This window comes from Paraburkholderia sacchari, assembly GCF_000785435.2.
Lineage (GTDB): Bacteria > Pseudomonadota > Gammaproteobacteria > Burkholderiales > Burkholderiaceae > Paraburkholderia > Paraburkholderia sacchari.
In genome coordinates this window covers 1,420,228-1,446,648 of sequence record NZ_JTDB02000001.1, presented here as the reverse complement: position 1 = coordinate 1,446,648, position 26,421 = coordinate 1,420,228, and the positions used below count along the sequence as shown (strand labels likewise).

General features: G+C 65.4%; 21 protein-coding genes. 14 read left to right on the top strand and 7 right to left on the bottom strand.

Features of this window, described 5'->3' with window-relative positions; all coding sequences use genetic code 11:
* The first annotated feature begins 103 nt into the window (after window positions 1–103).
* Window positions 104–1,630, top strand: coding sequence for a CoA-acylating methylmalonate-semialdehyde dehydrogenase (locus tag NH14_RS06430; RefSeq protein WP_035533830.1), 1,527 nt, complete (start codon window positions 104–106; stop codon window positions 1,628–1,630).
* Window positions 1,631–1,671: 41 nt separating this feature from the next.
* Complete coding sequence (gene mmsB / locus NH14_RS06425) at window positions 1,672–2,562, top strand: 3-hydroxyisobutyrate dehydrogenase (RefSeq protein WP_035533828.1); 891 nt, start codon at window positions 1,672–1,674, stop codon at window positions 2,560–2,562.
* Between the two features lie 61 nt (window positions 2,563–2,623).
* On the opposite strand, the gene NH14_RS06420 is transcribed toward mmsB, so the two are convergent.
* A complete protein-coding gene (locus NH14_RS06420) occupies window positions 2,624–3,712 on the bottom strand; it encodes a phytoene/squalene synthase family protein (protein ID WP_035533825.1) in 1,089 nt (362 codons plus the stop codon).
* Window positions 3,713–3,815: 103 nt separating this feature from the next.
* The gene (locus NH14_RS06415) at window positions 3,816–4,766 is read right to left on the bottom strand and encodes a LysR substrate-binding domain-containing protein (protein WP_035533823.1); all 951 of its coding nucleotides are present in this window, start codon (window positions 4,764–4,766) and stop codon (window positions 3,816–3,818) included.
* A 144-nt stretch (window positions 4,767–4,910) separates the two neighbouring features.
* Between NH14_RS06415 and NH14_RS06410 the strand changes: the two genes are divergently transcribed.
* From NH14_RS06410 to NH14_RS06390, 5 genes are all read left to right on the top strand, one after another.
* Complete coding sequence (locus NH14_RS06410) at window positions 4,911–6,086, top strand: M20 aminoacylase family protein (protein ID WP_035533821.1); 1,176 nt, start codon at window positions 4,911–4,913, stop codon at window positions 6,084–6,086.
* Window positions 6,087–6,210: 124 nt separating this feature from the next.
* Complete coding sequence (locus tag NH14_RS06405; RefSeq protein ID WP_035533819.1) at window positions 6,211–7,539, top strand: MFS transporter; 1,329 nt, start codon at window positions 6,211–6,213, stop codon at window positions 7,537–7,539.
* 329 nt (window positions 7,540–7,868) lie between these two features.
* Window positions 7,869–9,503, top strand: a complete 1,635-nt coding sequence (locus NH14_RS34000; protein ID WP_035533817.1) for an efflux RND transporter periplasmic adaptor subunit — start codon at window positions 7,869–7,871, stop codon at window positions 9,501–9,503.
* A 3-nt stretch (window positions 9,504–9,506) separates the two neighbouring features.
* A complete protein-coding gene (locus tag NH14_RS06395; RefSeq protein ID WP_035533815.1) occupies window positions 9,507–12,668 on the top strand; it encodes an efflux RND transporter permease subunit in 3,162 nt (1,053 codons plus the stop codon).
* A gap of 2 nt (window positions 12,669–12,670) precedes the next feature.
* Window positions 12,671–14,155, top strand: coding sequence for an efflux transporter outer membrane subunit (locus NH14_RS06390; RefSeq protein ID WP_237179517.1), 1,485 nt, complete (start codon window positions 12,671–12,673; stop codon window positions 14,153–14,155).
* Window positions 14,156–14,185: 30 nt separating this feature from the next.
* Here NH14_RS06390 and NH14_RS06385 read toward each other — a convergent pair whose 3' ends face one another.
* Window positions 14,186–14,551 carry a hypothetical protein gene (locus NH14_RS06385; protein WP_035533814.1) on the bottom strand — a complete coding sequence of 122 codons (366 nt, stop codon included), beginning with the start codon at window positions 14,549–14,551 and terminating at the stop codon, window positions 14,186–14,188.
* Window positions 14,552–14,925: 374 nt separating this feature from the next.
* Here NH14_RS06385 and NH14_RS06380 point away from each other — a divergent pair, with 374 nt between their 5' ends.
* Window positions 14,926–15,582 carry a peroxiredoxin gene (locus tag NH14_RS06380; protein WP_035533813.1) on the top strand — a complete coding sequence of 219 codons (657 nt, stop codon included), beginning with the start codon at window positions 14,926–14,928 and terminating at the stop codon, window positions 15,580–15,582.
* A gap of 123 nt (window positions 15,583–15,705) precedes the next feature.
* On the opposite strand, the gene NH14_RS06375 is transcribed toward NH14_RS06380, so the two are convergent.
* The 3 genes from NH14_RS06375 to NH14_RS06365 form a co-directional block, all read right to left on the bottom strand.
* Window positions 15,706–16,569 (bottom strand): ABC transporter permease, encoded by an 864-nt coding sequence (locus tag NH14_RS06375; RefSeq protein ID WP_035533812.1) that lies wholly within the window; start codon window positions 16,567–16,569, stop codon window positions 15,706–15,708.
* 45 nt (window positions 16,570–16,614) lie between these two features.
* On the bottom strand, window positions 16,615–17,409 hold the full coding sequence (locus NH14_RS06370) for an ABC transporter ATP-binding protein (protein ID WP_035533811.1): 795 nt from the start codon (window positions 17,407–17,409) through the stop codon (window positions 16,615–16,617).
* 72 nt (window positions 17,410–17,481) lie between these two features.
* Entirely contained in the window at window positions 17,482–18,501 is a 1,020-nt protein-coding gene (locus tag NH14_RS06365; protein ID WP_035533810.1) for an ABC transporter substrate-binding protein, read from the bottom strand.
* A gap of 217 nt (window positions 18,502–18,718) precedes the next feature.
* Here NH14_RS06365 and NH14_RS06360 point away from each other — a divergent pair, with 217 nt between their 5' ends.
* Window positions 18,719–19,396 carry a response regulator gene (locus tag NH14_RS06360; RefSeq protein WP_035533809.1) on the top strand — a complete coding sequence of 226 codons (678 nt, stop codon included), beginning with the start codon at window positions 18,719–18,721 and terminating at the stop codon, window positions 19,394–19,396.
* Between the two features lie 21 nt (window positions 19,397–19,417).
* Window positions 19,418–20,803, top strand: a complete 1,386-nt coding sequence (locus NH14_RS06355) for a sensor histidine kinase (RefSeq protein WP_035533808.1) — start codon at window positions 19,418–19,420, stop codon at window positions 20,801–20,803.
* Between the two features lie 34 nt (window positions 20,804–20,837).
* Here NH14_RS06355 and NH14_RS06350 read toward each other — a convergent pair whose 3' ends face one another.
* Complete coding sequence (locus NH14_RS06350; RefSeq protein ID WP_035533807.1) at window positions 20,838–21,458, bottom strand: alpha/beta fold hydrolase; 621 nt, start codon at window positions 21,456–21,458, stop codon at window positions 20,838–20,840.
* 329 nt (window positions 21,459–21,787) lie between these two features.
* Between NH14_RS06350 and hutC the strand changes: the two genes are divergently transcribed.
* From hutC to hutI, 4 genes are all read left to right on the top strand, one after another.
* A complete protein-coding gene (gene hutC, locus NH14_RS06345) occupies window positions 21,788–22,501 on the top strand; it encodes a histidine utilization transcriptional repressor HutC (protein WP_035533901.1) in 714 nt (237 codons plus the stop codon).
* 265 nt (window positions 22,502–22,766) lie between these two features.
* Window positions 22,767–24,455 (top strand): urocanate hydratase, encoded by a 1,689-nt coding sequence (gene hutU, locus NH14_RS06340; protein WP_168727132.1) that lies wholly within the window; start codon window positions 22,767–22,769, stop codon window positions 24,453–24,455.
* The gene (locus tag NH14_RS06335; protein WP_052148181.1) at window positions 24,452–25,153 is read left to right on the top strand and encodes a HutD/Ves family protein; all 702 of its coding nucleotides are present in this window, start codon (window positions 24,452–24,454) and stop codon (window positions 25,151–25,153) included. Before hutU ends, NH14_RS06335 begins: the two co-directional genes overlap by 4 nt.
* Before the next feature lie 36 nt (window positions 25,154–25,189).
* Entirely contained in the window at window positions 25,190–26,416 is a 1,227-nt protein-coding gene (hutI, locus tag NH14_RS06330; protein ID WP_035529174.1) for an imidazolonepropionase, read from the top strand.
* The last annotated feature ends 5 nt before the right edge of the window (window positions 26,417–26,421 follow it).

Sequence of the window (26,421 nt, the reverse complement as noted above, 5' to 3'; positions counted from 1 at the left end):
CACGCGATGCGCTTGCGCCATGATGAAGCCCCCCGAAATTAGATCGTAATCCTGTCTATCCGGCTCGCGCCGGCCCGTTCAGACTTTACAGAGAGAGTTCAAGATGAACGCAGTCACCCAGGCATCCAACGCTCAAGTCTCGACCGTCAAGCTGTTGATCGACGGCGAGTTCGTCGAATCGAAAACCACCGAATGGCGCGACATCGTCAATCCGGCCACCCAGCAAGTGCTGGCGCGCGTGCCGTTCGCAACCGTCGAGGAAGTCGACGCGGCCGTCAAGAGCGCGCACGCAGCGTTCGCGACGTGGAAGAACACGCCGATCGGCACGCGCCTGCGCATCCTGCTCAAGTTGCAGGCGCTGATTCGCGAGAACATGTCGCGCATTGCGCAAACGCTCACGGCGGAGCAGGGCAAGACGCTGCCCGATGCCGAGGGTGACATCTTCCGTGGCCTCGAAGTAGTCGAGCACGCATGCTCGATCGGCACGTTGCAACAAGGAGCGTTCGCGGAGAACGTCGCCGGCGGAGTCGATACTTACACGTTGCAGCAGCCGCTGGGCGTATGCGCGGGCATTACGCCGTTCAATTTCCCCGCGATGATTCCGCTATGGATGTTCCCGATGGCGATTGTCTGCGGCAACACGTTCGTGCTCAAGCCGTCCGAGCAGGATCCGCTCTCCACGATGCAGCTCGTCGAACTGGCCATAGAGGCCGGCATTCCCAAGGGCGTGCTCAATGTGGTGCACGGCGGCAAGGAAGTCGTCGATGCGATCTGCACGCATCCGCTCGTCAAGGCGATTTCGTTTGTGGGCTCGACGGCGGTGGGCACGCATGTCTATCGCCTCGGCAGCGAGCACGGCAAGCGCGTGCAGTCGATGATGGGCGCGAAGAATCACGCGGTCGTATTGCCCGACGCCAACCGCGAGCAGGCGCTCAACGCGCTCCTCGGCGCGGCGTTCGGCGCAGCGGGCCAGCGCTGCATGGCCACTTCGGTGGTCGTGCTCGTGGGCGAGGCCCAGCAGTGGGTGCCCGAGCTCGTCGAAAGGGCGAAGACGCTGAAGGTCAATGCCGGCAACGAACCGAAGACCGACGTCGGGCCGGTCGTTTCGCGCGCCGCGAAGGCCCGCATTCTGAGTCTGATCGAGTCGGGCGTGAAGCAGGGCGCCACGCTCGCGCTCGATGGCCGCGACGTGAAGGTGCCCGGCTACGAGAGCGGCAACTTCATCGGCCCGACGGTGTTCACCAACGTGAAAACCGATATGGACATCTACACGAACGAGATCTTCGGACCGGTGCTCGTGGTGCTCACGGCGAACACGCTCGACGAGGCCATCGCCATGGTCAACGCGAATCCGTTCGGCAACGGCGTGGGGCTCTTCACGCAAAGCGGCGCGGCGGCGCGCAAGTTCCAGAGCGAAATCGACATCGGCCAGGTGGGCATCAATATTCCGATTCCGGTGCCGGTGCCGTATTTCAGCTTCACAGGTTCGCGCGGCTCGAAGCTCGGCGATCTCGGTCCCTACGGCAAGCAGGTCGTGCAGTTTTATACGCAGACCAAGACCGTGACGGCGCGCTGGTTCGACGACGCCACCATCAATACCGGCGTGAACACGACGATCAACCTGCACTGAAGCGCCGCCGTGCCTGATTATTCACCAAGGGAGAATCGCTCATGAAAATCGGTTTCGTCGGGCTGGGCCACATGGGTGCGCCGATGGCGCTCAACCTGCTCAAGGCAGGGCACGCGCTTACCGTGTTCGATTTGAGCGCCGAGGCGATGCAAACCCTCGCCGACGCCGGCGCAACGAAGGCCGTCTCGCCCAGCGCGGCCGCCACGGGCGCGGAATGGGTCGTTACGATGCTGCCCGCGGCGGCGCACGTGCGTACCGTGCTCACCGCCGAGGACGGCGTTCTGGCGGGCATCGCCAAGGGCGTGACGATCATCGATTCGAGCACCATCGATCCGGCGAGCGCGAAGGAATTCGGCGCGCTCGCCGCGAAGAATGGCAACGCGTTCGTGGATGCGCCGGTGTCGGGCGGCACGGGCGGCGCGGCGGCGGGCACGCTCACGTTCATGGTGGGCGGCAGCGCCGCGCTCTATGAAAGCGTGAAGCCGGTGCTCTCGGGGATGGGCAAGAACATCGTCCATTGCGGCGAGACCGGCACGGGGCAAGTGGCGAAGATCTGCAACAACCTCGTGCTCGGCGTCACGATGGCGGGCGTGGCGGAAGCGATGGCGCTGGGCGAGGCGCTTGGCATCGACGCGAAGGTGCTGGGCGGCATCATGAATACCTCGACGGGGCGCTGCTGGAGCTCGGACACGTATAACCCTTTCCCGGGCGTGATCGAGACGGCGCCTTCGTCGCGCGGCTATACGGGCGGCTTCGGCACGGACCTGATGCTCAAGGACATGGGCCTCGCAACCGATGCCGCGAAGAGCGTCCACCAGCCCGCCTATATGGGCGCGCTCGCGCAGCAGCTCTACCAGGCGATGAGCAGCCGCGGCGACGGCAAGCTCGACTTCTCGGCCATCATCAAGCTGTATCGCGGCGAGAAGGGCTGAAGCGGTTCGCAGCGCGGTGTTTCTGCGCGTGCTGTTAACGTGATTAACGGCACGCGTTTTTTTACGCCTTCTCGATGGCGGCCATGCGCGTCTCGATGCGTGCGAGCAGGCGCTTGAACCATCGGTCGAGCAGCGCATTGGAAGGCGCTGCGAGCGTCGAGCACGCAAGAATGCGATAGACGTCGTTGCGCGTGACTTTGGAGGGCCGAGCGGGATCGAGCCAGTCGTCGTTGCCGACCAGCCGCTCCAGCGTTTCCAGGCCGATGAGGATCGGCCACAGGCACGCGAGCCGCAGACGCACGGACAGGCGCGGCAACGCGAACGTGTAGTCGATGGCCGCGCGGAAGTGATCGAGGGTAATGCGCACGAGCCCGAACATCAGCGGCCGGGCGCGCGCCGAGGTGCCCGGGTGGAGCAGGTCCTCGGGCGCAAGTCCAGCCTGCGCGAGCATGGTCACGGGCAGGTAGCAGCGGCCGATGCGCAGGTCCTTGCCGCAATCGCGGAGCACGTTGACCATTTGCAGCGCCTTGCCGAAGCGCACGCCGCGCTGGTACATCGTCTCGCGCAGCGCGGGGTCGAGCGTGCCGGGCAGATGCATATAGGTCATCTTCGTCCAGAACTCGCCCACGCAGCCCGCCACCAGATACGTGTAGCGGTCGAGCGCGTCCCACGTGCCGAGCGCGGCCACCTTGCCCGAGCGTTCGTCGGGGAATGTGTTCAGATCGAACTCCATGCCCTCGGTGAGCGTCGTGACGATCTCGCGCACGGCGGTGCGGTCGGCTTCGTCGAGTTGCGCCAGCACGTCGAGCGCGCCGTCGAGCGATTCGAGCAGCAGCTTCTCGTCCGACTGCGTTTGCTGGTCCGCGACTTCGCCGGCGATGCGTTGCAATGCGTCGGCGTGCGCCGCGCCGGACGTCGCGCCTGCCGTGATGCCATTGACGCGCTCGCGCAGCGCGAGCAGCAGTGCGAGGCGCTGAGGCGGCGGGATCAGCGAAGTGTCGGCGATGGTATCGGCGGCGCGCGCGAGCAGATAGGCCTTGCCCACGGGGTCGCGCATCCCGGCGGGCAGCACGCGCATGGTGAGGTAGAACGAGCGGGAAACGCCTTTGAGCAACGGACCGAGCAGGAAAGCCCGATTAGAATTCTGCATGTCGGTGGGGGCAGTGGAACGGCAGCCGCATTGTAGCGTGGACGAGTAAAGGGGGGATCGGCGAGGCTTGATCGACGCACGCCGGCCAGCCCGCCCACGCGCTTCAAATCAGCAGTTCCAGCGAGTGATAAAGGCGCCGCCGTTCCGGGTCCTGCGAAGCCTCGCCTGCGTGGATCGCCTCCTTGAGGCAGGCGAGAAAGCATTCGGAGGCCGCCGAAAGCGGCACGCCGCGCCGCGCGACCACGCTCACCACGGTGCGGTCCACTTCCTCCTGGAGCGAGAGCGCGCGCAGGTTCTCGCGCGCGAAGCGCGTCTCCACGAGCGGCCAGGGAAAGATGCTCGCCATGTCGGTGTTCATGATGAGCCCCATGGCCACCACGAGCGAATGCGCGAGATGCACCGTGCGCGGCAGCGGCAGGCCGTGGCGGCGGAAAATATCGTCGGTGATCATCTCCTTGCTCGCCGGATCCCAGTTGAGCAGCCATTCGCAGTCCTGCAGTTCCGTGAGCGACTGCGCATGTTCGAGCGGATGACCGCGGCGCATGACCACGGCGGATTCGGTGGCAAAGATCGGCGTCTGCGTGAATTCGGCGTGCAGCGAAGCGGGACCGGGTTTGCCGAGCGAGAAGTCGAGGGTGCCGTCGCGCAGGCGCGGCATCACGATATTGAGTAGTCCCTCATAAAACTCGAGTTGCATGTCCGGCATGCGCGCGCGAAACAGCGTTACGGCGTCGGGCAGGAACGACAGCGCGAGCCACGGCGTCACGCCGATCGAGAGCTTGCCGCCAGCGCGCCCGCGCCGCGCGTCGAGCTCGTCCTGGGCGCGCGACATCTGGTGCACGATGGCCCGCGCATGCACGAGCAGCGCCTGGCCGGCCTCGGTGAAGGCGATGCCGTTCGCATTGCGCGTCACTAGCGCGATCTGCTGCTCGGCTTCCAGTTCGCGCACGGCCTTGGTGGCGGCCGCGGGGGAGATTCCGAGCGCGCGCGCCGCCGCGCGGATGCTGCCGGTGTCGGCCATGGCGACGAGCGCCCTGAACTGGTGGAATTTCATAGGGGAAACCCGGGTGAAAACCTGCGGTTGGCAGGCTAACCATTCTAGGGCTGTCCGCGGAAAAACGGCGTGATTATCCTGAGTCATCTTGCAATCAATGGATTGAACGCGGATTGAACGCGGCTTGAACACAGGAGACGACGGATGAACACCATGGCGATCCCCCCGGCTATCGCGGAAATCGAAGCAGAAATGATCGCGTTGCGCCACGCGATCCACGCGCACCCGGAACTCGGTTTCGAGGAATTCGTCACCAGCGACCTCGTAGCCGAGCGGCTCGCCGAGTGGGGCTATGAAGTGCATCGCGGGCTCGGCGGCACCGGCGTCGTTGGCACGCTGAAAGTGGGGACCGGCAAGCAGCGCCTCGGCCTGCGCGCCGACATGGACGCGCTGCCGATCCAGGAAAACACGGGGCTCGATTATGAGAGCCGCGTGCCCGGCAAGATGCACGCGTGCGGCCACGACGGGCACACGGCCATGCTGCTCGCGGCGGCGCGGCATCTCGCGCAGTCGCGTTCGTTCGACGGCACGCTGCACGTCATTTTCCAGCCGGCCGAAGAAGGGCTCGGCGGCGCGAAGCGGATGCTCGACGAAGGCCTGTTCGAGCGCTTCCCCTGCGACGCCGTTTTTGCAATGCACAACATGCCGGGCTTTCCCACCGGCAAGCTCGGCTTTCGTCCGGGGCCGTTCATGGCGTCGTCGGACACGGTGATCATCGACATCGACGGGCGCGGCGGCCATGGCGCGGTGCCGCACAAGGCCATCGACCCGGTGGTGGTGTGCGCGAACGTGGTGCTCGCGCTGCAAACCATCGTGTCGCGCAATGTGCCGCCGCTCGACATGGCGATCGTCACGGTGGGCGCGATTCACGCGGGCGAGGCGCCCAACGTGATTCCGCAGACCGCGCAGATGCGCCTCTCGGTGCGCGCGCTGCGCCCCGAGGTGCGCGACCTGCTCGAAGAGCGCATCACGACGCTCGTGCACGCGCAGGCGAGCGCCTATGGCGCCACGGCGCGCATCGATTACCAGCGCCGCTACCCGGTGCTCGTGAACGACGCGGCAATGACCGCGTTCGCGCAGGACGTCGCGCGCGACTGGCTGGGCGAGGATGGCTTGATCGACGATCTCCCGCCGCTCACGGGCAGCGAGGACTTCTCGTTCCTGCTCGAACAATGCGCGGGCAGCTATTTGATCATCGGCAATGGCGATGGCGAAGGCGGCTGCATGGTCCACAACCCCGGCTACGATTTCAACGACGACTGCCTCGCCACGGGCGCCACGTACTGGGTGAAGCTCGCCGAGCGCTTCCTGCGCGCCTGAGCCGCCAAAGCGTATTTGATCGACGCATTCGATCAACGCTTTTAATCAAGACACGAAGACATGAGCTTTGCATGGGGCGGGACCAGGCGCTAAAGCGCCAAGTCCCGTCGACAGGAGACCCAAGATGAACGCCACTTCACCAAATTCACAGGCGAATGCCGACGCGCACGGGCACACTCGCGCCTCGCGCGCGAAGGCCATCGCTGCGATTACGCTCGGCAACGGCCTGGAGTTTTTCGACTTCACGGTCTACAGCTTTTTTGCGACCACCATTGGCACACTGTTCTTTCCGGTGCACGGCTCGCTGAATCAGTTGCTGCTGGCGGTGGGCAGCTTCGGCGTGGGCTTCATCGTGCGGCCGCTCGGCGGCGTGCTGATCGGCGCGTTCGCCGACCGCGCGGGCCGCAAGGCGGCCATGACGCTCACGCTCTGGCTCATGGCGCTCGGCTCGGCGATGATCGCATTCGCGCCCACCTATGCGCAAATCGGTCTCGCAGCGCCCGCGCTGATTATGCTCGCGCGGCTCGTGCAAGGCTTCGCGGTGGGCGGTGAAGTGGGCGCCTCGACCACGATGCTGCTCGAATACGCCGACGACCGCACGCGCGGTTTCTATGGCAGCTGGCAGTTCGTGAGCCAGGGGCTCAACGTGGTGTGCGGCGCGCTGCTTGGTGTGGCGCTGTCCTCGGCGCTCTCGCCCGAGGCGCTCCAGAGCTGGGGCTGGCGCGTGCCGTTCGTGATCGGCATGCTGGTCGTGCCGGTGGGTGTCTATATCCGCCGCCATCTCGACGAAACCCTCGAGCATGCCGAACCCGTGGACATGGCCGCGCCCGTGACCGAGACCGCGCGCCCGCTGCGCGAGATCTTCTCGAAGCATCGTGCGGCGCTCGTTGCGGGCGTCGTGACGACCATCGGCGGCACGGCGGCGAACTATATCGTGCTGTTCTACATGTCCACCTATGCGATCAAGATCCTCGGCCTGCCGATGTCGGTGGGCATGAGCGCGGCGCTGGTGGCCGCGCTCGTCACGGCCGCGTGCTCGCCGTTCGCCGGCATCCTGTCCGACCGCTTTGGCCGCAAGCGGGTGTTCGGCTATTCGCGCGTGCTGCTGATCGCGGTGATCTATCCGGCCTTCATGGTGATCCACGCCATGCCTACGGTGCCGGCGGTGCTCGCCGTCGTGGCCGTGCTGGGCGCGCTCGTCGCGTTCACCGCGGTGCCCAACATCGTCATGCTGCCCGAGCTGTTCCCGCAGTCGATCCGCGTGACGGGCATGTCCATCGTTTATTGCGTGGGCGTTTCGATCTTCGGCGGCTTCGCGCAGTTCTTCGCGACCTGGCTCATCAAGCTGCTCGATAACCCGCTCGCGCCGGCCTGGTATCTGATCGGCTGCGGACTCGTTTCGCTGCTGGCCTTGCCGCTGATTCGCGAACCGGCGGGCCGGCCGCTCGACTGAGCGCTTGTGCGGCCCGAAGGGCGTTGCTCAGGCGGATGGGGCCGCCTGGATGCTGTTTGGGCCGCTGTAAAAAGGTTTGCATTCCGACATTTCCTGATTTGTTTCTGTTTGCGTAACGTTTCGCTCGATTATTTTGAAATAAATAACGGATTTTGATTGCCAGCAAACACCTGTTGTTTGCAGACAAACTCGACTCTGTCTAAAAGGGAAACACAGTAAGATTCCGCTCCGGGCTTTCTGGCGGCGCAGCATATTCGGCATATCCGGCATTACGGGATTCGTCCGGTGTTCGTCGGTCCAGCGCTGATCGTCGAAAACGGAGAAAAAGCATGACGAGCGGAAACAGGGTGGCACGACTGTGCCTGTCCGTGGGTATGGCATTCGGGGTTGCTGCGTGTCACGACAAGACGCCTGAGGCGTCCGCGCGGCCGCCCGCGAATGTGGACGTTATCAACGTCGCGCTGCGCGACGTGCCGGTGGTATTCGATTACGTGGGGCAGACCGAAAGCTCGCAGCAGGTCGAGATTCGCTCCCGCGTCAACGGCTTTCTTGAAAAGCGTGTCTATGAAGAGGGCTCGCTGGTTCATCAGGGCGACGTGATGTTCCAGATGGACCGCAAGCCCTTCCAGGCCGCGCTCGACGCCGCAAAGGCGGAGTACGCGCAACAGAAGGCGCGGCTCGACACGGCGCAGGCCAACCTCGCGCGCGTGCGCCCGCTCGCGGCCAAAAATGCATTGAGCCAGAAGGACCTCGACGATTCCGTGGGCCAGGAACGGGCGGCCGCGGCTGCGCTCGAGCAGGCGCGCGCCAACGTGACGAGCGCGAACCTGAATCTCGGCTACACCACGATCACGGCGCCCGTCACCGGGCTGTCGAGCTTCGCGAAGAAGCAGGACGGCTCCTATATTGACGCGAGCAACAGCCTGCTCACCTACGTCGCGAAACTCGATCCCATGTGGATCAACTTCTCGCTGTCCGAAAACGAGATGCTGAGTCTGCGTTCGCAGGTGAAGAGCGGCGCGCTCAAGCTGCCGCAGATCGGCGAGCTGGAAGCGGTGATCGTGCTCGCAGACGGCAGCGTGTATCCCGAGCGCGGCCGCATCAAGTTCGCCGACGCTTCGCTAAGCGAAGAGACGGGCACATACATGATCCGCGCCGAAGTGAAGAACCCGACCGGCAGCTTGCGGCCGGGGCAGTTCGTGCGCATCAAGCTGCTGGGCGCCGATCGGGCGAACGCGGTGGCGGTTCCGCAGGTGGCCGTGCAGCAGGGGCCGCGCGGCGCATTCGTGTGGACCGTGGACAAGGACGGCAAGGCGCAGCAGCGTGCGGTGGAAACCGGGGAATGGAACGGTAACGACTGGGTTATCAGCTCGGGGCTGCATGCGGGCGACCACGTCGTGATCGACAACACGCTCAAGCTGATGCCGGGCGCGCCAGTGAAGGAGAAGGTGGTGCCCATGCCGTCGGACGCGGTGAAGATCGGCGGGCAGCCGGTTGATGTGGCGGGTGCCAATGGCGCGAACGCGGCTAATGCCAACGCGGCTAACGCGGCCAATATCGCCAACGCCAACGCCAACGCCAAGGCGGGCGCCGGCGCGGCAGGCGAGGCGAAGGCGTCCGCCGCCAATGCGAACGCGTCCGGGCCGGCGCAGCTTTATTTCGCGCAGGGCAGCGCGAGCCTCGACGAGCAATCGGCCACGGCGCTCGCAGCGGTCGCGCAGCGTCTTGTCGCGTCGCCCGAGGCGCATGTGGTGATTTCGGGCTACGCCGATTCGAGCGGCTCCTACGCCCAGAACGAACGCCTCGCCCATGCGCGCGCCTCGACCGTGCGCACGGCGCTGATCGTCGCGGGCGTGCAGGACGCGCGCATCGAGATGCGCAAGCCAGCGAAGGTCGTCGCCACTGACCCGGCCGACCAGTCCCGCCGCGTGGACGTGACGCTCTCGCCCGCAGCGGGAGGTTGAGCGATGAAGCTTTCGCACTTCTTCATCGACCGGCCGATCTTCGCGTCGGTCCTGTCGATCATCATCGTCGTGGCCGGCTTCGTGGCCATGCTCAACCTGCCTATCGCGCAGTTCCCCGACATCGCGCCGCCGCAGATCACGGTGAGCACGACCTATCCGGGCGCGAGCGCCGACATCATCGCGCAAAACGTTGCCGCGCCTATTGAAGAGCAGGTGAACGGCGCCGACAACATGATGTACATGAGCTCGTCGAGTTCCTCGACGGGCAACATGACGCTCACCGCGTACTTCAATATCGGCACCGACCCCTCGCTGGCCCAGGTGGACGTGCAGAACCGCGTGAACCTCGCGCTGCCCACGCTGCCCGACGCGGTCACGCAACAGGGCGTTTCGGTGCAGAAGCGTTCGTCGGCGTTCATGATGGTGATTGCCGTCTATTCGCCCGACAACACCTTCGATCAGCAGTATGTGGCGAACTACGCGAACGTCTATGTGCTCGACGCCATCAAGCGTCTGCCAGGCGCGAACCAGTCGGCGATCCTCGGTTCTGCAGACTATGCGATGCGCGTCTGGGTCAAGCCGGATCGCATGGCCAAGCTCGGCATCACCGTGGACGACGTGAAGAACGCAGTCAGCGCGCAGAACCAGCAGTTCTCGGCCGGCCGCCTCGGCCAGTCGCCAACCAGCAGCCCGGTGCTGCAGACCTTCCCGGTCTCTACCCAGGGGCGCCTCACCGAACCTTCGCAATTCGACAACATCATCCTGCGCGCCAAGTCGGGCGATGCGGCGATCGTGCGCATCAAGGACATCGGCCATACCGAACTGGGTTCGAAGGATTACTCGATGCGCGGCCGCTACAACGGCAAGACCGCCACGCTGCTCGCGGTCTACCAGCAGCCGGGCGCCAATGCGCTGCAGGTGTCCAAACAGGTGCGCGCCACGCTCGCGCAATTGCAGAAGAGCTTCCCGCCCGGCCTCAAGTATGAAATCGCGCTCGACACGACCGAGTTCGTGCACGAGTCGATCGACGAGGTGGTGAAGACGCTGCGCGACGCGGTGATCCTCGTGATTCTGGTGGTCTTCATCTTCCTGCAAAGCTTCCGCGCCACGCTGGTGCCGATTCTCGCGGTGCCGGTGTCGATCATCGGCGCATTCATCGGCATGATGGCGTTCGGCTTCTCGGTGAACATGCTCACGCTATTCGGCATGGTGCTCGCGATCGGCATTGTCGTGGACGACGCCATCGTCGTGATCGAGAACGTCGAGCGCAACATGACCGAGTTCAAGCTGCCCCCGAAGGAGGCGGCCAAGCGCGCGATGGACGAAGTGAGCGGCCCTGTGGTGGCCATCGTGCTCGTGCTGCTCGCCGTGTTCATCCCGGTTGCGTTCCTCTCGGGCATCACGGGTCAGCTCTACAAGCAGTTCGCCGTGACCATCGCGGTGTCGGTGGTGCTGTCGGGCATCGTCGCGCTCACGCTCTCGCCGGCGCTTGCCGCGATCCTGCTCAAGCCGGGCGAAAAGAAGAAGAACCGTTTCTTCGTGTGGTTCAACGAGCGCTTCGAGCGGCTGACCGAGGGCTATGGCAAGACGGTGCAGTCGGCCATTCGCCGCGTCGCGCTTTCGGTGTTGCTGATCGCCGTGATGTGCGCCGCTACCGGTGTGCTCTTCAAGAAGATTCCGACTTCGTTCGTGCCGGTCGAGGACCAGGGCTATTTGTTCGGCGCGGTCATCACGCCGGACGCCGCGAGTCTCGACCGCACCGGAGACCTCTCGAAGCGCGCCGAGGACTGGTTCATGAAGCAGCCTGCGGTCAAGGCCGTGGCCGCGCCAATCGGCTATAGCCTGATCGACTCGCAGTACAAGGCCAACGCCGGCACGCTGTTCGTCACACTCAAGGACTTCAAGGACCGCGGCAAGGACGGCAGCGCCGCCGACCTCATCACCGCGGCCAACCGCGCGTTCGCGGGTTTCAAGGACGGCGTGGTGATACCGGTCAATCCGCCTTCCATTCCGGGCCTCGGCACGACGGGCGGTTTCGAGTTCTGGGTGCAGACGACCGGCGACGGCACGTATCAGCAACTCGAAGAGAAAGTGCGCCAGATTATCGCGAAGGCGCGCCAGAACCCGGCGCTGCGCGGCGTCAATTCGACCATCGACACGAACTCGCGGCAGTTGCTCGTGACCGTGGACCGCGAGCGCGCCGAATCGCAGGGCGTGGCGGTGCAGGACGTCTACTCGGCGTTGCAGACGATGTTCGGGTCCTCTTACGTGAGCCAGTTCCCGAAGGGCAGCCGTCTGTTCCAGGTGATCGTGCAGGCCGAGCCGGAATACCGCACGCGCCCGGAGGACATCCAGCAGCTCTACGTGCGTAACCGCTCCGGAGACATGGTGCCGATCAAGGCCGTAACGACCTACAAGTTCGTCAACGGCGCGGACATCGTCAGCCGCTTCAACAACTTTCCGGCCGGCAAGATCACGGGCGACGCCTCGCCGGGCCATAGCTCGGGTGAAGCGATCGCGGCCATGGAGGAGATCGCGAACGAGGTGCTGGGCGATGGTTACAGCTATTCGTGGAGCGGCCAGGCCTACGAGGAAAAGACCGCCGGCTCGACGGCCGGGCTCGTGTTCGGCTTCGCGCTGCTGATGGTGTTCCTGATTCTCGCTGCGCAGTACGAGAAGTGGTCGTTGCCGATCGGCGTGCTGCTGGCGGTGCCGTTCGCGGTGTTCGGCGCGCTCGTGGGCATTCTTATCCGCGGCATGGAAGACGACGTGTACTTCCAGATCGGCCTCACGGTGCTGATCGCGCTGGCGGCAAAGAACGCCATTCTGATCTTCGAGTTCGCCGTGGAAATGCGCGAGAAGGAGGGCATGTCGCCGTACGAGGCGGCCCTGCACGCCGCGAAGCTGCGTCTGCGGCCGATCATCATGACCTCGCTGGCGTTCATTCTCGGCTGCGTGCCGCTCGCCATCGCGAGCGGGGCGTCGGCGGCAAGCCGCCGTTCGCTCGGCACGGGCGTGGTGTTCGGCATGCTCGGCGCCACGCTCATCGCGCTGTTCTTCATTCCGATGTTCTTCTGGGGTCTCGAAACGCTCTCGTCGCGCAAGAAGCCCACAGCCGCACCGGATTCGCCGCCGCCGGCGGTGCCGCCGGCGCAGGAGGGGTGAACATGAGCCCGAAAATCATGCGCATGCTGAAACCCGTGTTGAAACCCGCATTGAAGCCTGCATTGAAACCGATCTTCATCGCCGCGAGCACGCTCTGGCTCGCGGCCTGCGCGGTGGGCCCTGACTACCATCGGCCCACGGTCGACACGCCGTCCACATACCGGTTCGCATCGTCCGATGCCGAAGCGGTCGACACGTCGCTCGACTGGTGGAAGCAGTTCAACGACCCCGTCCTCGACGATCTGGTCGCGAAGGCGCTGGCGCAGAACAAGGATCTTGGCATTGCGGCGGCGCGTGTCGAAGAGTATTACGGCCGCTATGTGGTCGCGCGCTCCGGCCTGTTCCCGCAGGTGGGCGTGAATTTCGGCGCCACGCGCAGCCGTGGCGTGCCCGCGCCTGGCTTTCCGCCGCTGGTCGGCAATCAGGTGCAGCTGCAGGGCGTGGCGTCGTGGGAACTCGACTTGTTCGGGCGCCTGCGCCGCCTGACCGAAGCCGCGCGCGCCGAGTATCTGGCCACCCAATCGGCGCAGCAGGCGACCCGCATCGCGCTGATCGCCAATGTCGCAACGAGCTATCTGCAACTGCGCGATTTCGACAATCAACTGTTGATTGCGCAGGAGACGCTCAAGAGCCGCGACGACTCGGTCAAGCTGTTCGAGGAGCGCTTCGGGGGCGGCGTGGTTTCGAAGCTGCAACTGAGCCAGGCACGTTCCGAATACGAATCCGCGCAGGCATCGGTCTATTCGATCCAGAAGCAGATCGCGCAGCAGGAGGACGCGATTTCCTTGCTGCTCGGCCAGAACCCGGGGCCGATTCCGCGCGGCAAGTCCATCTCGCAGCTTGCCGCGCCGGCGATACCGGCGGGGTTGCCGTCGTCGCTGCTGGAGCGCCGCCCCGACATTCAGCAGGCCGAGCAGACGCTGATCGCGGCCAATGCGCAGATCGGCGCCGCGCGCGCGCAGTACTTCCCGGAGATCTCGCTCACCGGCATGTTCGGCGCGGCCAGCACGGCGCTGTCCGGTCTCTGGACCGGGCCGGCGCGCGTATGGTCGTTCGCGGGTGCAGTCTCGCAGCCGATCTTCCAGGGTGGCGCGATCGCGGGTTCCGTGCATTCGGCGGAGGCGGCGCACCGGGAAGCGCTGCTGAACTACGAGCAGACGATTCAGCAGGCCTTCGCGGATGTCGAGAACTCGCTCGTAGGCGCCGCGCGCGCGCACGACCAACTCGAGGCCACCACGCGCGAGGTGGACGCGCTCACGCAGTACGCGTCGCTTTCACGCGATCTCTACGAGGGCGGCTACACGAGCTATCTGGAAGTGCTCGATGCCGAGCGCAGCCTCTTCGCAGCGCAAATCCAGCAATCGCAGTTGCAGGATCAGCGGCTCGCGGAGGTCGTGAACCTCTACAAGGCGCTCGGCTACGGGTGGGCGCCGCCAGCACAGGCGGGTGCGAGCCAGGCTCCGCAACAGCCCGCGCCGCAGTCCTGACGCGGGGCGGTCAGTCGGTTAGTCGGTTAGTCAGTCGGGGGAACTACGGTCTGCGAGCGCAAGCTCGCAGTCCTTCAGTACCTGCATGACCAGCTTGGCCTGATAGTTTAGGTCATCGGTGTCGAGAATTTCCTCGACGGCGTCGCGCGCCCATGTGGCGTCGACAAACCATGCGTGCTGCCTGGCGATTTCCTGGGCGATCGCGGTCAGCCGCGCGATCGCGAGCCAGTCGGCTTCGCGCCCGTGGCGGTCGAGCCACTTGTGCGCCGCCTGCACGTGAAAAGCCGCATTGGGCCAGGTTTCGTTGAGGTAGTAGGCTCCGAGGCTCCCGCAGGTGAGCCAGCAGAGCAGCTCCACGCGGTCGCGTGGGCTCAGATGGTGGCGTACATCACTCATGGCGACGCTCGCGAAGGTGACAGAGTTCGATGGACGGGCACATGCGCGCTACGACTCCGGGATTCCACAATATCACGCTTGGCTCAAGCTCGTCGCAGCAATAGACGTGCCGCGTGCGCAGGCTACGGGAATAGCGTCGCCTGGTGGCGCGGGTATGCAAACCAGGACTGACACCAGGCTGACGCCAGCCTGAAATCAAACCGAACCCGGTCCAATCGGGCCACGCCGTGGTCGCGCCCCATATCGCTATATCGCTTTGCCGCCTGAACTTCGCTTCAACAAATCTCAAAACCGTCCGCTGGACTTCCTAAAATCAAGAGCACGCCTTGCACGACTGCGAGGCACTGTAGTCCAACCACCCTTGGAGGTTCGAGATGACCATACGTCTAGGAGAAGATGCACCCGATTTCACTGCGGAAACCACCGAAGGACCGATTCGTTTTCACGAATGGATTGGCGATCACTGGGCCATCCTGTTCTCTCATCCGAAGGATTTCACGCCGGTATGCACGACGGAACTCGGCTACATGGCCCGGCTCAAGCCCGAATTCGACAAGCGCAATACGCGCATCATCGGCCTGAGCGTGGACCCGGTAAGCGACCACCAGAAATGGGTCAAGGACATCGAGGAGACGCAGGGCAGCGCGGTTAACTATCCGCTGATCGGCGACGCGGACCTCAACGTCGCCAAGCTCTACGACATGATCCATCCGAACGCCAGCGGCGGCGCACCGCGCACGGCGGTCGACAATGCGACAGTGCGCTCGGTGTTCATCATCGGGCCGGACAAGAAGGTGAAGGCCATGCTCGTCTATCCGATGAGTTCGGGCCGCAACTTCGATGAAGTGCTGCGCTTGCTCGATTCATTGCAACTAACTGCCAAGCACACGGTGGCCACGCCTGTGAACTGGAAACCGGGCGAAGACGTGATCATCCCGACTTCGGTTTCGGACGATACGGCCAAGCAGAAGTATCCGCAGGGCTTCAAGACGCTCAAGCCGTATCTGCGCACGGTCGAGCAACCCAAGTAGCGCGGAGTTTTCGGGGTTGGCGGACCGGTAAAAAAAGCGGCGCACAGAAGTGCGCCGCGAATGACAGGCCGGAGGATATCAGCCTCTCGCGCCCGGACAGACTTGACAGAAGGCGTTGGAAAATCAGTTCGTGGACGTGGGCCGCCATTTGAGCAGACGATGCTCGACGGCGGTGAGCAGGTAGTCGGCCATCAGCGCGACCACCGCGAGCACGATCATCGCCGCGAACACGCCGCTCGCGTTGAACGCGCCTTGCGCGGTCGAGATCAGCAAGCCGATGCCCTGCTTCGAGCCGAGGAATTCGCCCACCACGGCGCCCACCAGTGCGAAGCCGAAGCTCACGTGCAGGCTCGCGAGAATCCACGAAAGCGCGGAGGGAATCACCACCGCAGTGGTCACCTGGCGGCGCGACGCGCCAAGGATCTGCGCATTGGCGATCATGTAGCGGTCCGCTTCGCGCACGCCCTGGAACGCATTGGCGAACACCACGAAGAACACCATCACCACGGCCAGCGCCACCTTAGACGCCATGCCGAGACCCAGCGCGATCACGAACACCGAGCCCAGCACCACACGCGGGATCGAGTTGGCGATCTTGATGTAGAGGCTGAATACATCGGAGAGCAGCTTGTTGCGGCCCAGCACGATGCCGCAGAACACGCCGCCAATCGAGCCGATGATGAAGCCGAGCCCGGTTTCCTCGAGCGTGACCCAGACCTGGGTGAGCAGCGGGCCTTGCGAGGTGCCGTTCACGAACCAGTCGACGATCTGCTCGAAGATCAGCGAGGGCATCGAGAAAAAGAACGGATCGATCCATTTATGACGTGCGGCCAGTTCCCAGCCGCCGAGCACGACGACGAGCACCAGGATGCGCAAGCCGATCACGAGCGCGTGGCGCTGGCGGATGCGGCGTTGCGCGGCGCGTTCGACTGCGTCGAGCGAAGCCGCGTCGATGCCTTGCGGCAAGGTTTGTTGCGGGGTGGACATGAGCGTTCGCTCCAACTTGCTTGATGTTTGGCTGGGTCGGCCGGGTTAGCCGATCTGCACTTCTTCACGCAGGTCGTGCCAGATATCGCGCGACAGCTCGATGAAATGCGGCGTATAGCGGATTTCCGACGTAATGCGCGGGCGCGGCAAGTCGATTTCATAAACCTTCTTGAGCGTCGCGGGCCGCGCCGTGAGCACGAACACGCGATCGGCCAGCGCAATCGCTTCTTCGAGGTCGTGCGTGACGAACACCACCGACCCCGTGCCGCCCCACAGTTGCAGCAACTCGTCCTGCATCAGCGTGCGCGTTTGCATGTCGAGCGCCGAGAACGGCTCGTCCATCAGCAGGATTTCGGGCTTGTTGATGAAGGTCTGCGCGAGCGCCACGCGCTTGCGCATGCCGCCCGAGAGTTGATGCGGATAGTGCTTGCCGAACTTGTCGAGGCCGACGCGGCGCAGCCATTCGTTCGCCTCGTCATAGGCCGCCGATTTCGAGCGGCCGCGAAACAAGGGACCGGCGGCCACGTTGTCGAGCACCGAGCGCCACGGAAATACCGCATCGGCCTGGAACACGAAGCCAATGCGCGGATCGATGCCGTTCACGGGCGCGCCCATCACGCGCACCTCGCCCGTGGTGGGCTTGAGCAGGCCCGTGATCATGCTGAGCGTAGTGGACTTGCCGCAGCCCGTGGGGCCGACGACGGCAACGAACTCCCCGCGCGCGACCGCCATGCTGAAGTCGCGCAGGGCGAGCGTCGCCTTGCCGTCGGGAGAGATGAAACGGCACGATACGTTGCGCAGCTCGATGGCCGGCGTGCCTTGCGCGTGGGGAGAACTCATGCTTCGTTGCCTCGATGGTGCGTCGTCATTCGTGCGTGGATCTGGCGATGGGCGTCGGCGTCGGCGTTGGCGTTATTTCGCCGCCGTGGCCGTCGCGGCCGGCAAGTAGTCGTTCGAGTAGGTCTTCGCGAGATCGATATGCTTGCCCTTGACCGAAGGGTTGAACGCCGACAGCACCTTGAGCACGGTCTCGGGACCATCGGCGGGCATGCGGCCGTCCTTCGTGAACATCGGCAGCGAAGCGCCCAGCGCCTTTACATAGAGATCCTTATTACTACCGTAGTAGTCCTTCGGCATTTTCTCGGCGATTTCGTCGGCCTTATGCGTGGCAATGAAATTGAGCGTGCGCGAGAACGCATGGGCGAGCTTGGTGGCTTCTTCCTTGTGCGACTGCGCCCAGGCGCGCTGCACATAGAAGCTCGAAGCCGGGTAGGTGCCGCCCAGCGCGGCGCGCGTGCCGTCGAGCGTGCGCATGTCCACCAGCACCTTGGCGTCGCCGGTCTGCAAGAGGCGCGAAACGGTGGGCTCGGTCGTCATGCCCGCGTCGATGCGGTTCTGCTTGATCGCGGCGATGAAGGTGGCGTCGGCACCCACGGGCAGCAGCGTGTACTGGGTCGAGGCAATGCCGGCGCGCTGCGCGAGGTATTGCGTGAGGAAGCTCGTGGACGAGCCCAGACCCGTCACGCCGAGCGTCTTGCCCTTGACGTCGGCCATGCTCTTGATCGTGCCGGCCGCCGCGTTCGACACCATCTCCACTTCGCCCGGCACCTGGCCGAAGATCACGAGCGTCTGGACTTCCTTGCCCTTGCTTTGCAGATCGATCGTGTGGTCGTAGAAGCCCACCACGCCCTGCACGGCGCCCGCGAGCAATTCGTTTTCGGCGTCCACGCCGGCCGGCTGCGACTGGATTTCCACGTCGAGCCCTTCGTCCTTGAAGTAGCCGAGCTGCTCGGTCAGCTTGGCGGGCAGGTAGATGATCTTGGTTGCGCCGCCAACCATGATGGTGATCTTTTCCGCATGCGCGGCGGCGGAGGTGGCGGCGAGAGCGAAAGCGACACTCGATACGGCGGCGATCTGGCGCAACGTGGGCATCGTGGAGTCTCCTTGAGTATGGCGCGAGGCCTCGCGGGCCGCGCCTTTTTTGATGGATGCAGCCGATTATAGAAACGCCAACCTTTCTGCCAGCCTTCGATACCCCTTCGGGAATGTCCGTGTTAACCCGCAAGGCGGTCATGCTCGCGGGGCGGCACAATCCGGCACAATCGCGGCGCACGCGCCGCACACGTGTTTTCCATCCAGCGCCTCGCCCATGAAACTGCTGCTCATCGAAGACAACCCCACGCTCGTTCACTGGCTCGTCAAGACGCTGGAGGAGCAGGGCTTTGCCTGCGATGCGGTGCAGGACGGCGACGCCGCCGATTCGCTTCTGCGCACCAACGCCTACGATGTCGTGCTGCTCGATCTGAACCTGCCGAAGCTTTCAGGCAAGAACGTGCTGCGGCGGCTGCGCCAGCGCGGCGACGCCACGCCGGTGATGGTGCTCACCGCGAGCGGGTCGATCGACGAAAAGGTGGAACTGCTCGGCAGCGGCGCCGACGACTATCTCGTCAAGCCCTTCGAGGTGCGCGAACTGGTGGCGCGCGTGAAGGTGCTGATCCGGCGGCAGACGCCGGCGCGCGCCAACGAAGTCACTTGCGGCGATCTCGTCTTCGATATCAACACGGGGCGCTTCGCGCTCGGTGGCGCGCCGCTCAACGTGACGCCGCGCGAGCGCACCGTGCTCGAAGCGCTGATGCTGCGTGTGAACAAGACCGTCTCGAAGTCCGCGCTGGCCGACGCGATCTTCACGCTCGCCGACGATCCCAGCGAAGACGCCATCGAGATCTACGTGTCGCGGCTGCGCAAGAAGCTCGAAGGCAGCTCGGCCACCATCGTCACGCTGCGTGGCCTCGGTTATCTGCTGCGCAAGCGCGACGAAGCGAATTAGGCATGTTCGAGGACCCGCGCGATGACGAGTAGCCTGCGCATCCGGCTGTTGTGGTGGATGCTGGTGCCGCTCGGCCTCTATGTGATTTTCACGACCACCTACGAGTATCGCGCGGCGCGCCATACCGCCGATCTCGTGCAGGACGGGCGCTTGCTTTCGTCCGCTCGCATGCTCGCGGGTTCGGTGGAATGGAGCGATGGCGCGCTGCGCGCGAACGTGCCGCCGGCCGCGCTCGAACTGTTCGCGTCGCCGCAGCGCGACCAGGTGTTCTACAACGTCAGCGTGGAAAACGGCCCGCTGCTCGCGGGCATGCCCGATTTCCCGGCTGCGGGCGCGACACCCGCCGTCGACGCGCCGGTCTGGTACGACGCCGCGCTGCACGGCGAGGCGCTGCGCGCCGTGAGCGTGCTGCGCTCGATGTACGACAACGGCCGCATCTGGCGCGTGCGTGTCTCAGTGGGCAAGACGGAGCATTCGCGCGACGCCATGACCACGGCTTTGTGGCGGCCTCAGCTCGCGCGCCAGATCGGCATGGTGCTGCTGGCGGTGGCGCTGGCATGCATCGGCCTCACGTTCGAGCTGCGTCCGCTCATGAAGCTCAAGAGCGAGGTCGCCGACCGTGACCCGATGCATCTCGTGCCGATCCGCTCCGAGGGACTGCATGCGGAGTTGCGGCCCGTTGTGGACGCAATCAACCAGTGCATCGCACGCCTCGGTGCGCAGAACGCCGCGCAACGGCGCTTTATCGCCGATGCCTCGCATCAGTTGCGCACGCCGCTCACGCTGCTGGGCACGCAATTGCAGTACGCGTGCTCGCAGGGGACGCTCGATCCGGCCCTTGCCGAGGTGTTCGCGGCCATGCGCGAGAGCAATCGGTCGATGGTGGCGCTGACCAACAAGCTGCTGTTGCTGGCGCAGGCCGAGGCGTTCGACACGGCGCAGCGGCCCGGCGTGCCCGTGGATATGACGCAACTCGCGCACGAAGCCGTGGAGGGGCTCGTGATGCTGGCCCAGGCGCGCGACATCGACCTCGGTGCGGAGCTGCATGGCGCGGCGTTCGTGTCGGGGCACCGCGAGCTGCTGCGCGCGATGGTGACGAACCTCGTGGACAACGCGCTGCGTTATACGCAGGCCGGCGGGCGCGTCACCGTGAGCGTGCACACGAGCGAGGATGCGGTGACGCTGGAGGTGCTCGACGACGGACCCGGCATTCCCGCCGAAGCGCGCGCCCGCGTGTTCGAGCCGTTTTTCAGGGCCGCGTCGGACACTGAGGGCACGGGGCTCGGCCTCGCGATCGTGCGCGAGATCGCGCATTCGCACGGCGGCGAAGTCGGCCTGGATGCGGGCGCGAACGGACGCGGCGTGCGGGCGCGTGTGCGGCTCGCGCGCTTGCGCGAGCCATCGTGACGCCTGGCATCGCGGCGGCCGTGATTAAAGAAAATTACTCGGCGACGCCCGCCTGCAGGAACTCGTCGACGAGCGGTGCAAGCACGCGCGCATGGACATTTGCAAGGTCGTGGCCGCCGTCGCTCACCACGTCGAGTTCCGCGTTCGGCAGCAATTCGAGCAGCTTTTCGCCCACGCGAAGCGGGCTGACGGGGTCCGCGTCGCCCCACAACAGCATGACCGGCTGCTGGACATACGCGAGTTCGTCCGTGAGGTCCTCGCGCAAGGTGATGAACCAGTCGGGCAAGTGCGGGTTTTGTGAGACGAATTCCTCGCGCCAGTCGCTCGCGCCGAGCGCCTGGGTGTCGATCCCGCCCGAGGTGACGGCCAGCACCAGATGCGTGACGAGCGCGGGCTTGGCCAGCGCGGCGCGCAACGCGAGCACGCCGCCCATCGACTGGGCGATCAGTGCGCTCGGCCGGTCGATCTGCTGCACGACCTGGCGAACCAGATCCTCGAAATTCTCGACCTCGGGGTCTGCGGGGGTGCCGCCGAAACCCGGCCAGGTGAGAAAACGGCGCTCGGCGGGATGCTCGAGCTGGTCCGAGAGCGGTTGCCAGAACGCGGGATCGCCCGAAGCGCCGGGCAGGAACAGAAGTTGGGTGGGAGCGTTCACGTTGGAAGGCCTGTAGCGTGGTTCTCACGGATTCCGCGATGTGCGGGCTCGCGCGCGGCTGCGCCGCCGGGGTGCCGGGGTGCCGTTGGGCGCCGTTGGGCGCCGTTGGGGCGTCGCCGCCGGGGTGGGGAGCCGCCGATCTTAGCACGCGCCCAGGCTCGCGCCGTCCCGCGCGCGGCATCGGCGAAGGTATGGACCAACACGCGCGGCGCGACCCATTGCTGACGGTACAATGTGCCCCGCTCAGGTTGGCAATGCGCGAGCGCGGCGCTCGTACGCAGCCAGGCCGAAAGCCGGGCAGTGCGCCCGCCCATTTCCAGACGACGATTATGCAAAACAAGCCGGCGCGCGGCACGCCTTTGCCCGCATACGAACAGATCAAGCGCCACGTCCTCGCCCAGATCGAAAGCGGCGCGCTCAAGCCGGGCGACGTCGTGCCCTCCGAGACGGAGATGGTCAAGGAGTTCGGTGTCGCGCGCATGACCGTCTCGCGCGCGCTGCGCGAGCTCATGGCCGAAGGCGTATTGAACCGCGTGCGCGGCTCGGGCACGTATGTCGCGCCGCGCCAGTACGAATCGACGGTCTTGCAGATCCGCAATATCGCCGATGAAATCGCCGCGCGCGGCCATCGCCATACGGCGCGCGTGCTCGCGCTGGAATCCAGCGAGGAGCCGACTGCCGTCGCCGCGCTCGAACTCGACGCCGGGCCGGCGTTTCATTCGCGCATCGTGCACTACGAAGAGGGCGAGCCGATTCAGTACGAGGATCGCTACGTCAATCCCGAGGTGTTTCCCGACTATCTCGCGCAGGATTTCACGCTCGAAACGCCGAACAATTACATGGTGCGCCTCGCGCCCATTCAGCGCGCGGAGTTCCGCATCTACGCGCAAAAGCCGGATGCGCACGTGCGTCAGCATCTCGCCATGGAAATCGGCGAGCCTTGCCTGTTGCTGCTGCGCCGCACGTGGGTCGGCAAGCACGTCGCGACTTCGGTGCGGCTTTGGCACCCCGCCTCGCGCTTCCATCTGGCCGGCACCGTCTGACATGGCGCGGCCTCGCGCCGCTGCCAGCATCTTGTCTAGTCAATAAGCGCCATCGTCCGGCGTTCGCTCCCTTCTAACACTTGAATCCCTCGCGGGAAAACCCGCCAGGGTAATTCCCTACGCTTGTTTTATCGAAACGAGTTGTATATACAACTTGGCGGCGGTAGACTAGTTCTCACATTGCAGTGACGCCGTTTCCGGCCATCGCCCGGTACGGGCAGAGAGGCCTGGGCCGCGCAAGAACTTCTATCCCGAGATGAATGCCATGAACCATCCGAACTTCACCGATCCCCGCCTCGACCCGAGCCGCACGATCCGCGCACCGCGCGGCAGCGAGAAGGTGTGCAAGACCTGGCTGGCCGAAGCCGCGTACCGCATGATCCAGAACAATCTGGATCCGGAAGTGGCCGAGCATCCGCACGCGCTCGTGGTGTATGGCGGCATTGGCCGCGCCGCGCGCAACTGGGAATGCTATGACCAGATTCTGGCGTCGCTTAAGGACCTGAACGAAGACGAAACGCTGCTGATCCAGTCGGGCAAGCCGGTGGGCGTGTTCCGCACGCATGCGGACGCCCCGCGCGTGCTGCTCGCGAACTCGAACCTCGTGCCGCACTGGGCCACGTGGGAACACTTCCACGAACTCGACCGCAAGGGCCTCATGATGTACGGCCAGATGACGGCGGGCAGCTGGATCTACATCGGCTCGCAGGGCATCGTGCAGGGCACCTACGAGACGTTCTTCTCGGTGGCGAACCAGCACTTCAAGGGCGACCCGTCGGGCCGCTGGATTCTCACGGGCGGCCTCGGCGGCATGGGCGGCGCACAGCCGCTGGCCGCGACGATGGCGGGCTTCTCGATGATCGCTGTGGAATGCGACGAGACGCGCATCGACTTCCGCCTGAAGACGCGCTACGTGGACCGCAAGGCGAAGACGCTCGACGAGGCGCTGGCCATCGTCGAGGAAGCGAAGAAGACGGGCAAGCCGGTGTCGGTGGGCCTCCTGGGCAACGCCGCTGACGTGTTCGCGGAATGCGTGGCGCGCGGCATCACGCCGGACTGCGTGACGGACCAGACCAGCGCGCACGACCCGATCAACGGCTACCTGCCGCAGGGCTGGAGCGTCGAGCAGTGGCGCGAAGCGCAGAAGGTGGCGCCGGAAAGCATCGTGAAGGCCGCGAAGCAGTCGATGGCGCACCAGGTGAAGGCGATGCTGACGCTGCAGGAACGCGGCGCGGCCACGCTCGACTACGGCAACAACATCCGCCAGATGGCGCTGGAAATGGGCGTGGAGAACGCGTTCGATTTCCCGGGCTTCGTGCCGGCGTACATCCGTCCGCTGTTCTGCGAGGGCAAGGGCCCGTTCCGCTGGGTGGCGCTCTCGGGCGACCCGGAGGACATCTACAAGACGGACGCGAAGGTGAAGGAGCTGATCCCCGACGATCCGCACCTGCACAACTGGCTGGACATGGCGCGCGAGCGCATCGCGTTCCAGGGTCTGCCGGCGCGGATTTGCTGGGTGGGCGTGAAGGACCGCTATCGTCTGGGCCAGGCGTTCAACGAGATGGTGAAGAACGGCGAACTGAAGGCGCCGATCGTGATTGGCCGCGACCACCTGGACACGGGTTCGGTGGCAAGCCCGAACCGCGAGACGGAATCGATGAAGGACGGCTCGGATGCAGTGAGCGACTGGCCGCTGCTCAACGCGCTGCTGAACACGGCGGGCGGGGCGTCGTGGGTGTCGCTGCATCATGGCGGCGGCGTGGGCATGGGCTTCTCGCAGCACTCGGGGGTGGTGATCGTGGCGGACGGCACGCAGGCGGCGCACGAGCGTCTGGGCCGCGTGCTGCTGAACGATCCGGCGACGGGCGTGATGCGTCATGCGGATGCGGGCTACGAGCTGGCGCAGCAGACGGCGCGTGAAGCCGGGCTCAAACTGCCGATGCTGGGCCGATGAGCCTCGCCCGCGAAGTAGACGAAGCGGGCGCCGCGCAGCTCACGCTGCTGCGCGGGGCGGATCTCGTGGCGTCGCCGTGGAAGAACGGCGGCGGCGTCACGCGCGAGATCGCGCTCGCACATTTGCCAGGTGCGTTGCCGGGTCAGGCCGCGGCCGGGTTCGCATGGCGCGTGAGCGTCGCGGACGTCGCGCAGGCAGGCCCGTTTTCGCGTTTCGACGGCGTGGCGCGCACGCTGGTGCTGCTCGAAGGCGCCGGCATGGTGCTCGACGAGACATCGCCGGATGGCGGCGCGCTGGTGCGCACGCATACGCTGACACAAGCGCTCGATGTCGCGCGCTTCGACGGCGAAGCGCCGATCGATGCGCGTCTCGTCGACGGCCCCACGCGCGACTTCAACCTCATGGTGCGTCGCGACGCGGCGCGCGCGCAGTTCGAAGTGTGGCGCGAGAACGTGGCGCGCCGCATCGAGGCCGACACCGTGCTGCTCTATTGCGCACAGGGCGTAGCGTTGGTGCGCGTGAATGGCGGCGAGCCTGCGGCGCTCGCGGCCGGCGACACGCTGCGCATCGACCTGGGCGGCGCGGCGAATGCCACCGGGCGTGCGGTTCGCATCGAAACGCAAGGCGAGGGCGCATTGTTCGCCATCGCACTGGACATCGTGAACGCGCAAGCGGATCGAGAACCTTCGAGAACCTGATAGCGACGCGGCGCCTCGCAGCGCCGCGCAATCTCCATGAACCAGACTGTCTGGCATCACCTGAAGCTGTGCCCGCAGGGCGACCCGCGGCACACCATCGAAGACGCGGCCATCGCCGTCGAGAACGGCAAGATCGCGTGGCAGGGCGCGGCGGCTTTGTTGCCGGCGCAATTCGCGCAGTGGCCGCGCGCAGACCTCAAGGGCGCGTGGGTGACCCCGGGCCTCGTGGATTGCCACACGCACCTCGTATACGGCGGCCAGCGCGCCGATGAATTCGCGCAGCGCCTCGCGGGCGTGAGCTACGAAGAGATTGCGCGCAAAGGCGGCGGCATCGTCTCGACGGTGCGCGCGACGCGCGCCGCGAGCGAAGCGGAACTCTACGCGCAATCGGCCGCGCGCCTCGAACCGCTGCTCGCCGAGGGCGTCACCGCCGTCGAGATCAAATCGGGCTACGGCCTCGAACTTGCCGCCGAGCGCAAGATGCTGCGCGTCGCGCGCCAGCTCGGCGAGCGCTATCCGGTCACGGTGCGCACGACCTTCCTCGGCGCGCATGCCTTGCCGCCCGAATTCGCGGGACGCGCCGACGACTATATCGACGAAGTGTGCGAGCGCATGCTGCCCGCGCTGGCCGACGAAGGCCTCGTGGATGCAGTGGACGTTTTCTGCGAGCGCATCGGCTTCTCGATCGCGCAGAGCGAGCGCGTATTCGAAGCCGCCGCGCGCCGCAATCTGCCGGTCAAGATGCACGCCGAGCAATTGTCGAACAGCGGCGGCGCGGCGCTGGCCGCGCGCTACGGCGCGCTGTCGTCGGACCATCTGGAGTTTCTCGACGAAGCCGGCGTGGCGGCGATGAAGGACGCGGGCAGCGTCGCGGTTTTGCTGCCGGGCGCCTATTACTTCATTCGCGAAACGCAATTGCCGCCGCTCGACTTGCTGCGCCGCTACGAGGTGCCGATCGCGATCTCGACGGACAGCAATCCGGGCACGTCGCCCACGACTTCGCTGCTGCTCATGATGAACATGGCGACCACGCTGTTCCGCATGACGGTGCCCGAGGTGCTGCAAGGCGTGACGCAACACGCGGCGCGTGCGCTCGGCGATGTCGAACGTCACGGCACGCTCGCCGAAGGCCGCCCGGCGGACTTCGCGGTGTGGGACGTGCAATCGCTCGCGGAACTCGCTTACTGGATTGGCCGGCCGCTTTGCGCGCGCGTCGTGCGCGGTGGCAAGACGGTCTTCGAGCGTCGCTCGAATACGAATTGAACGCT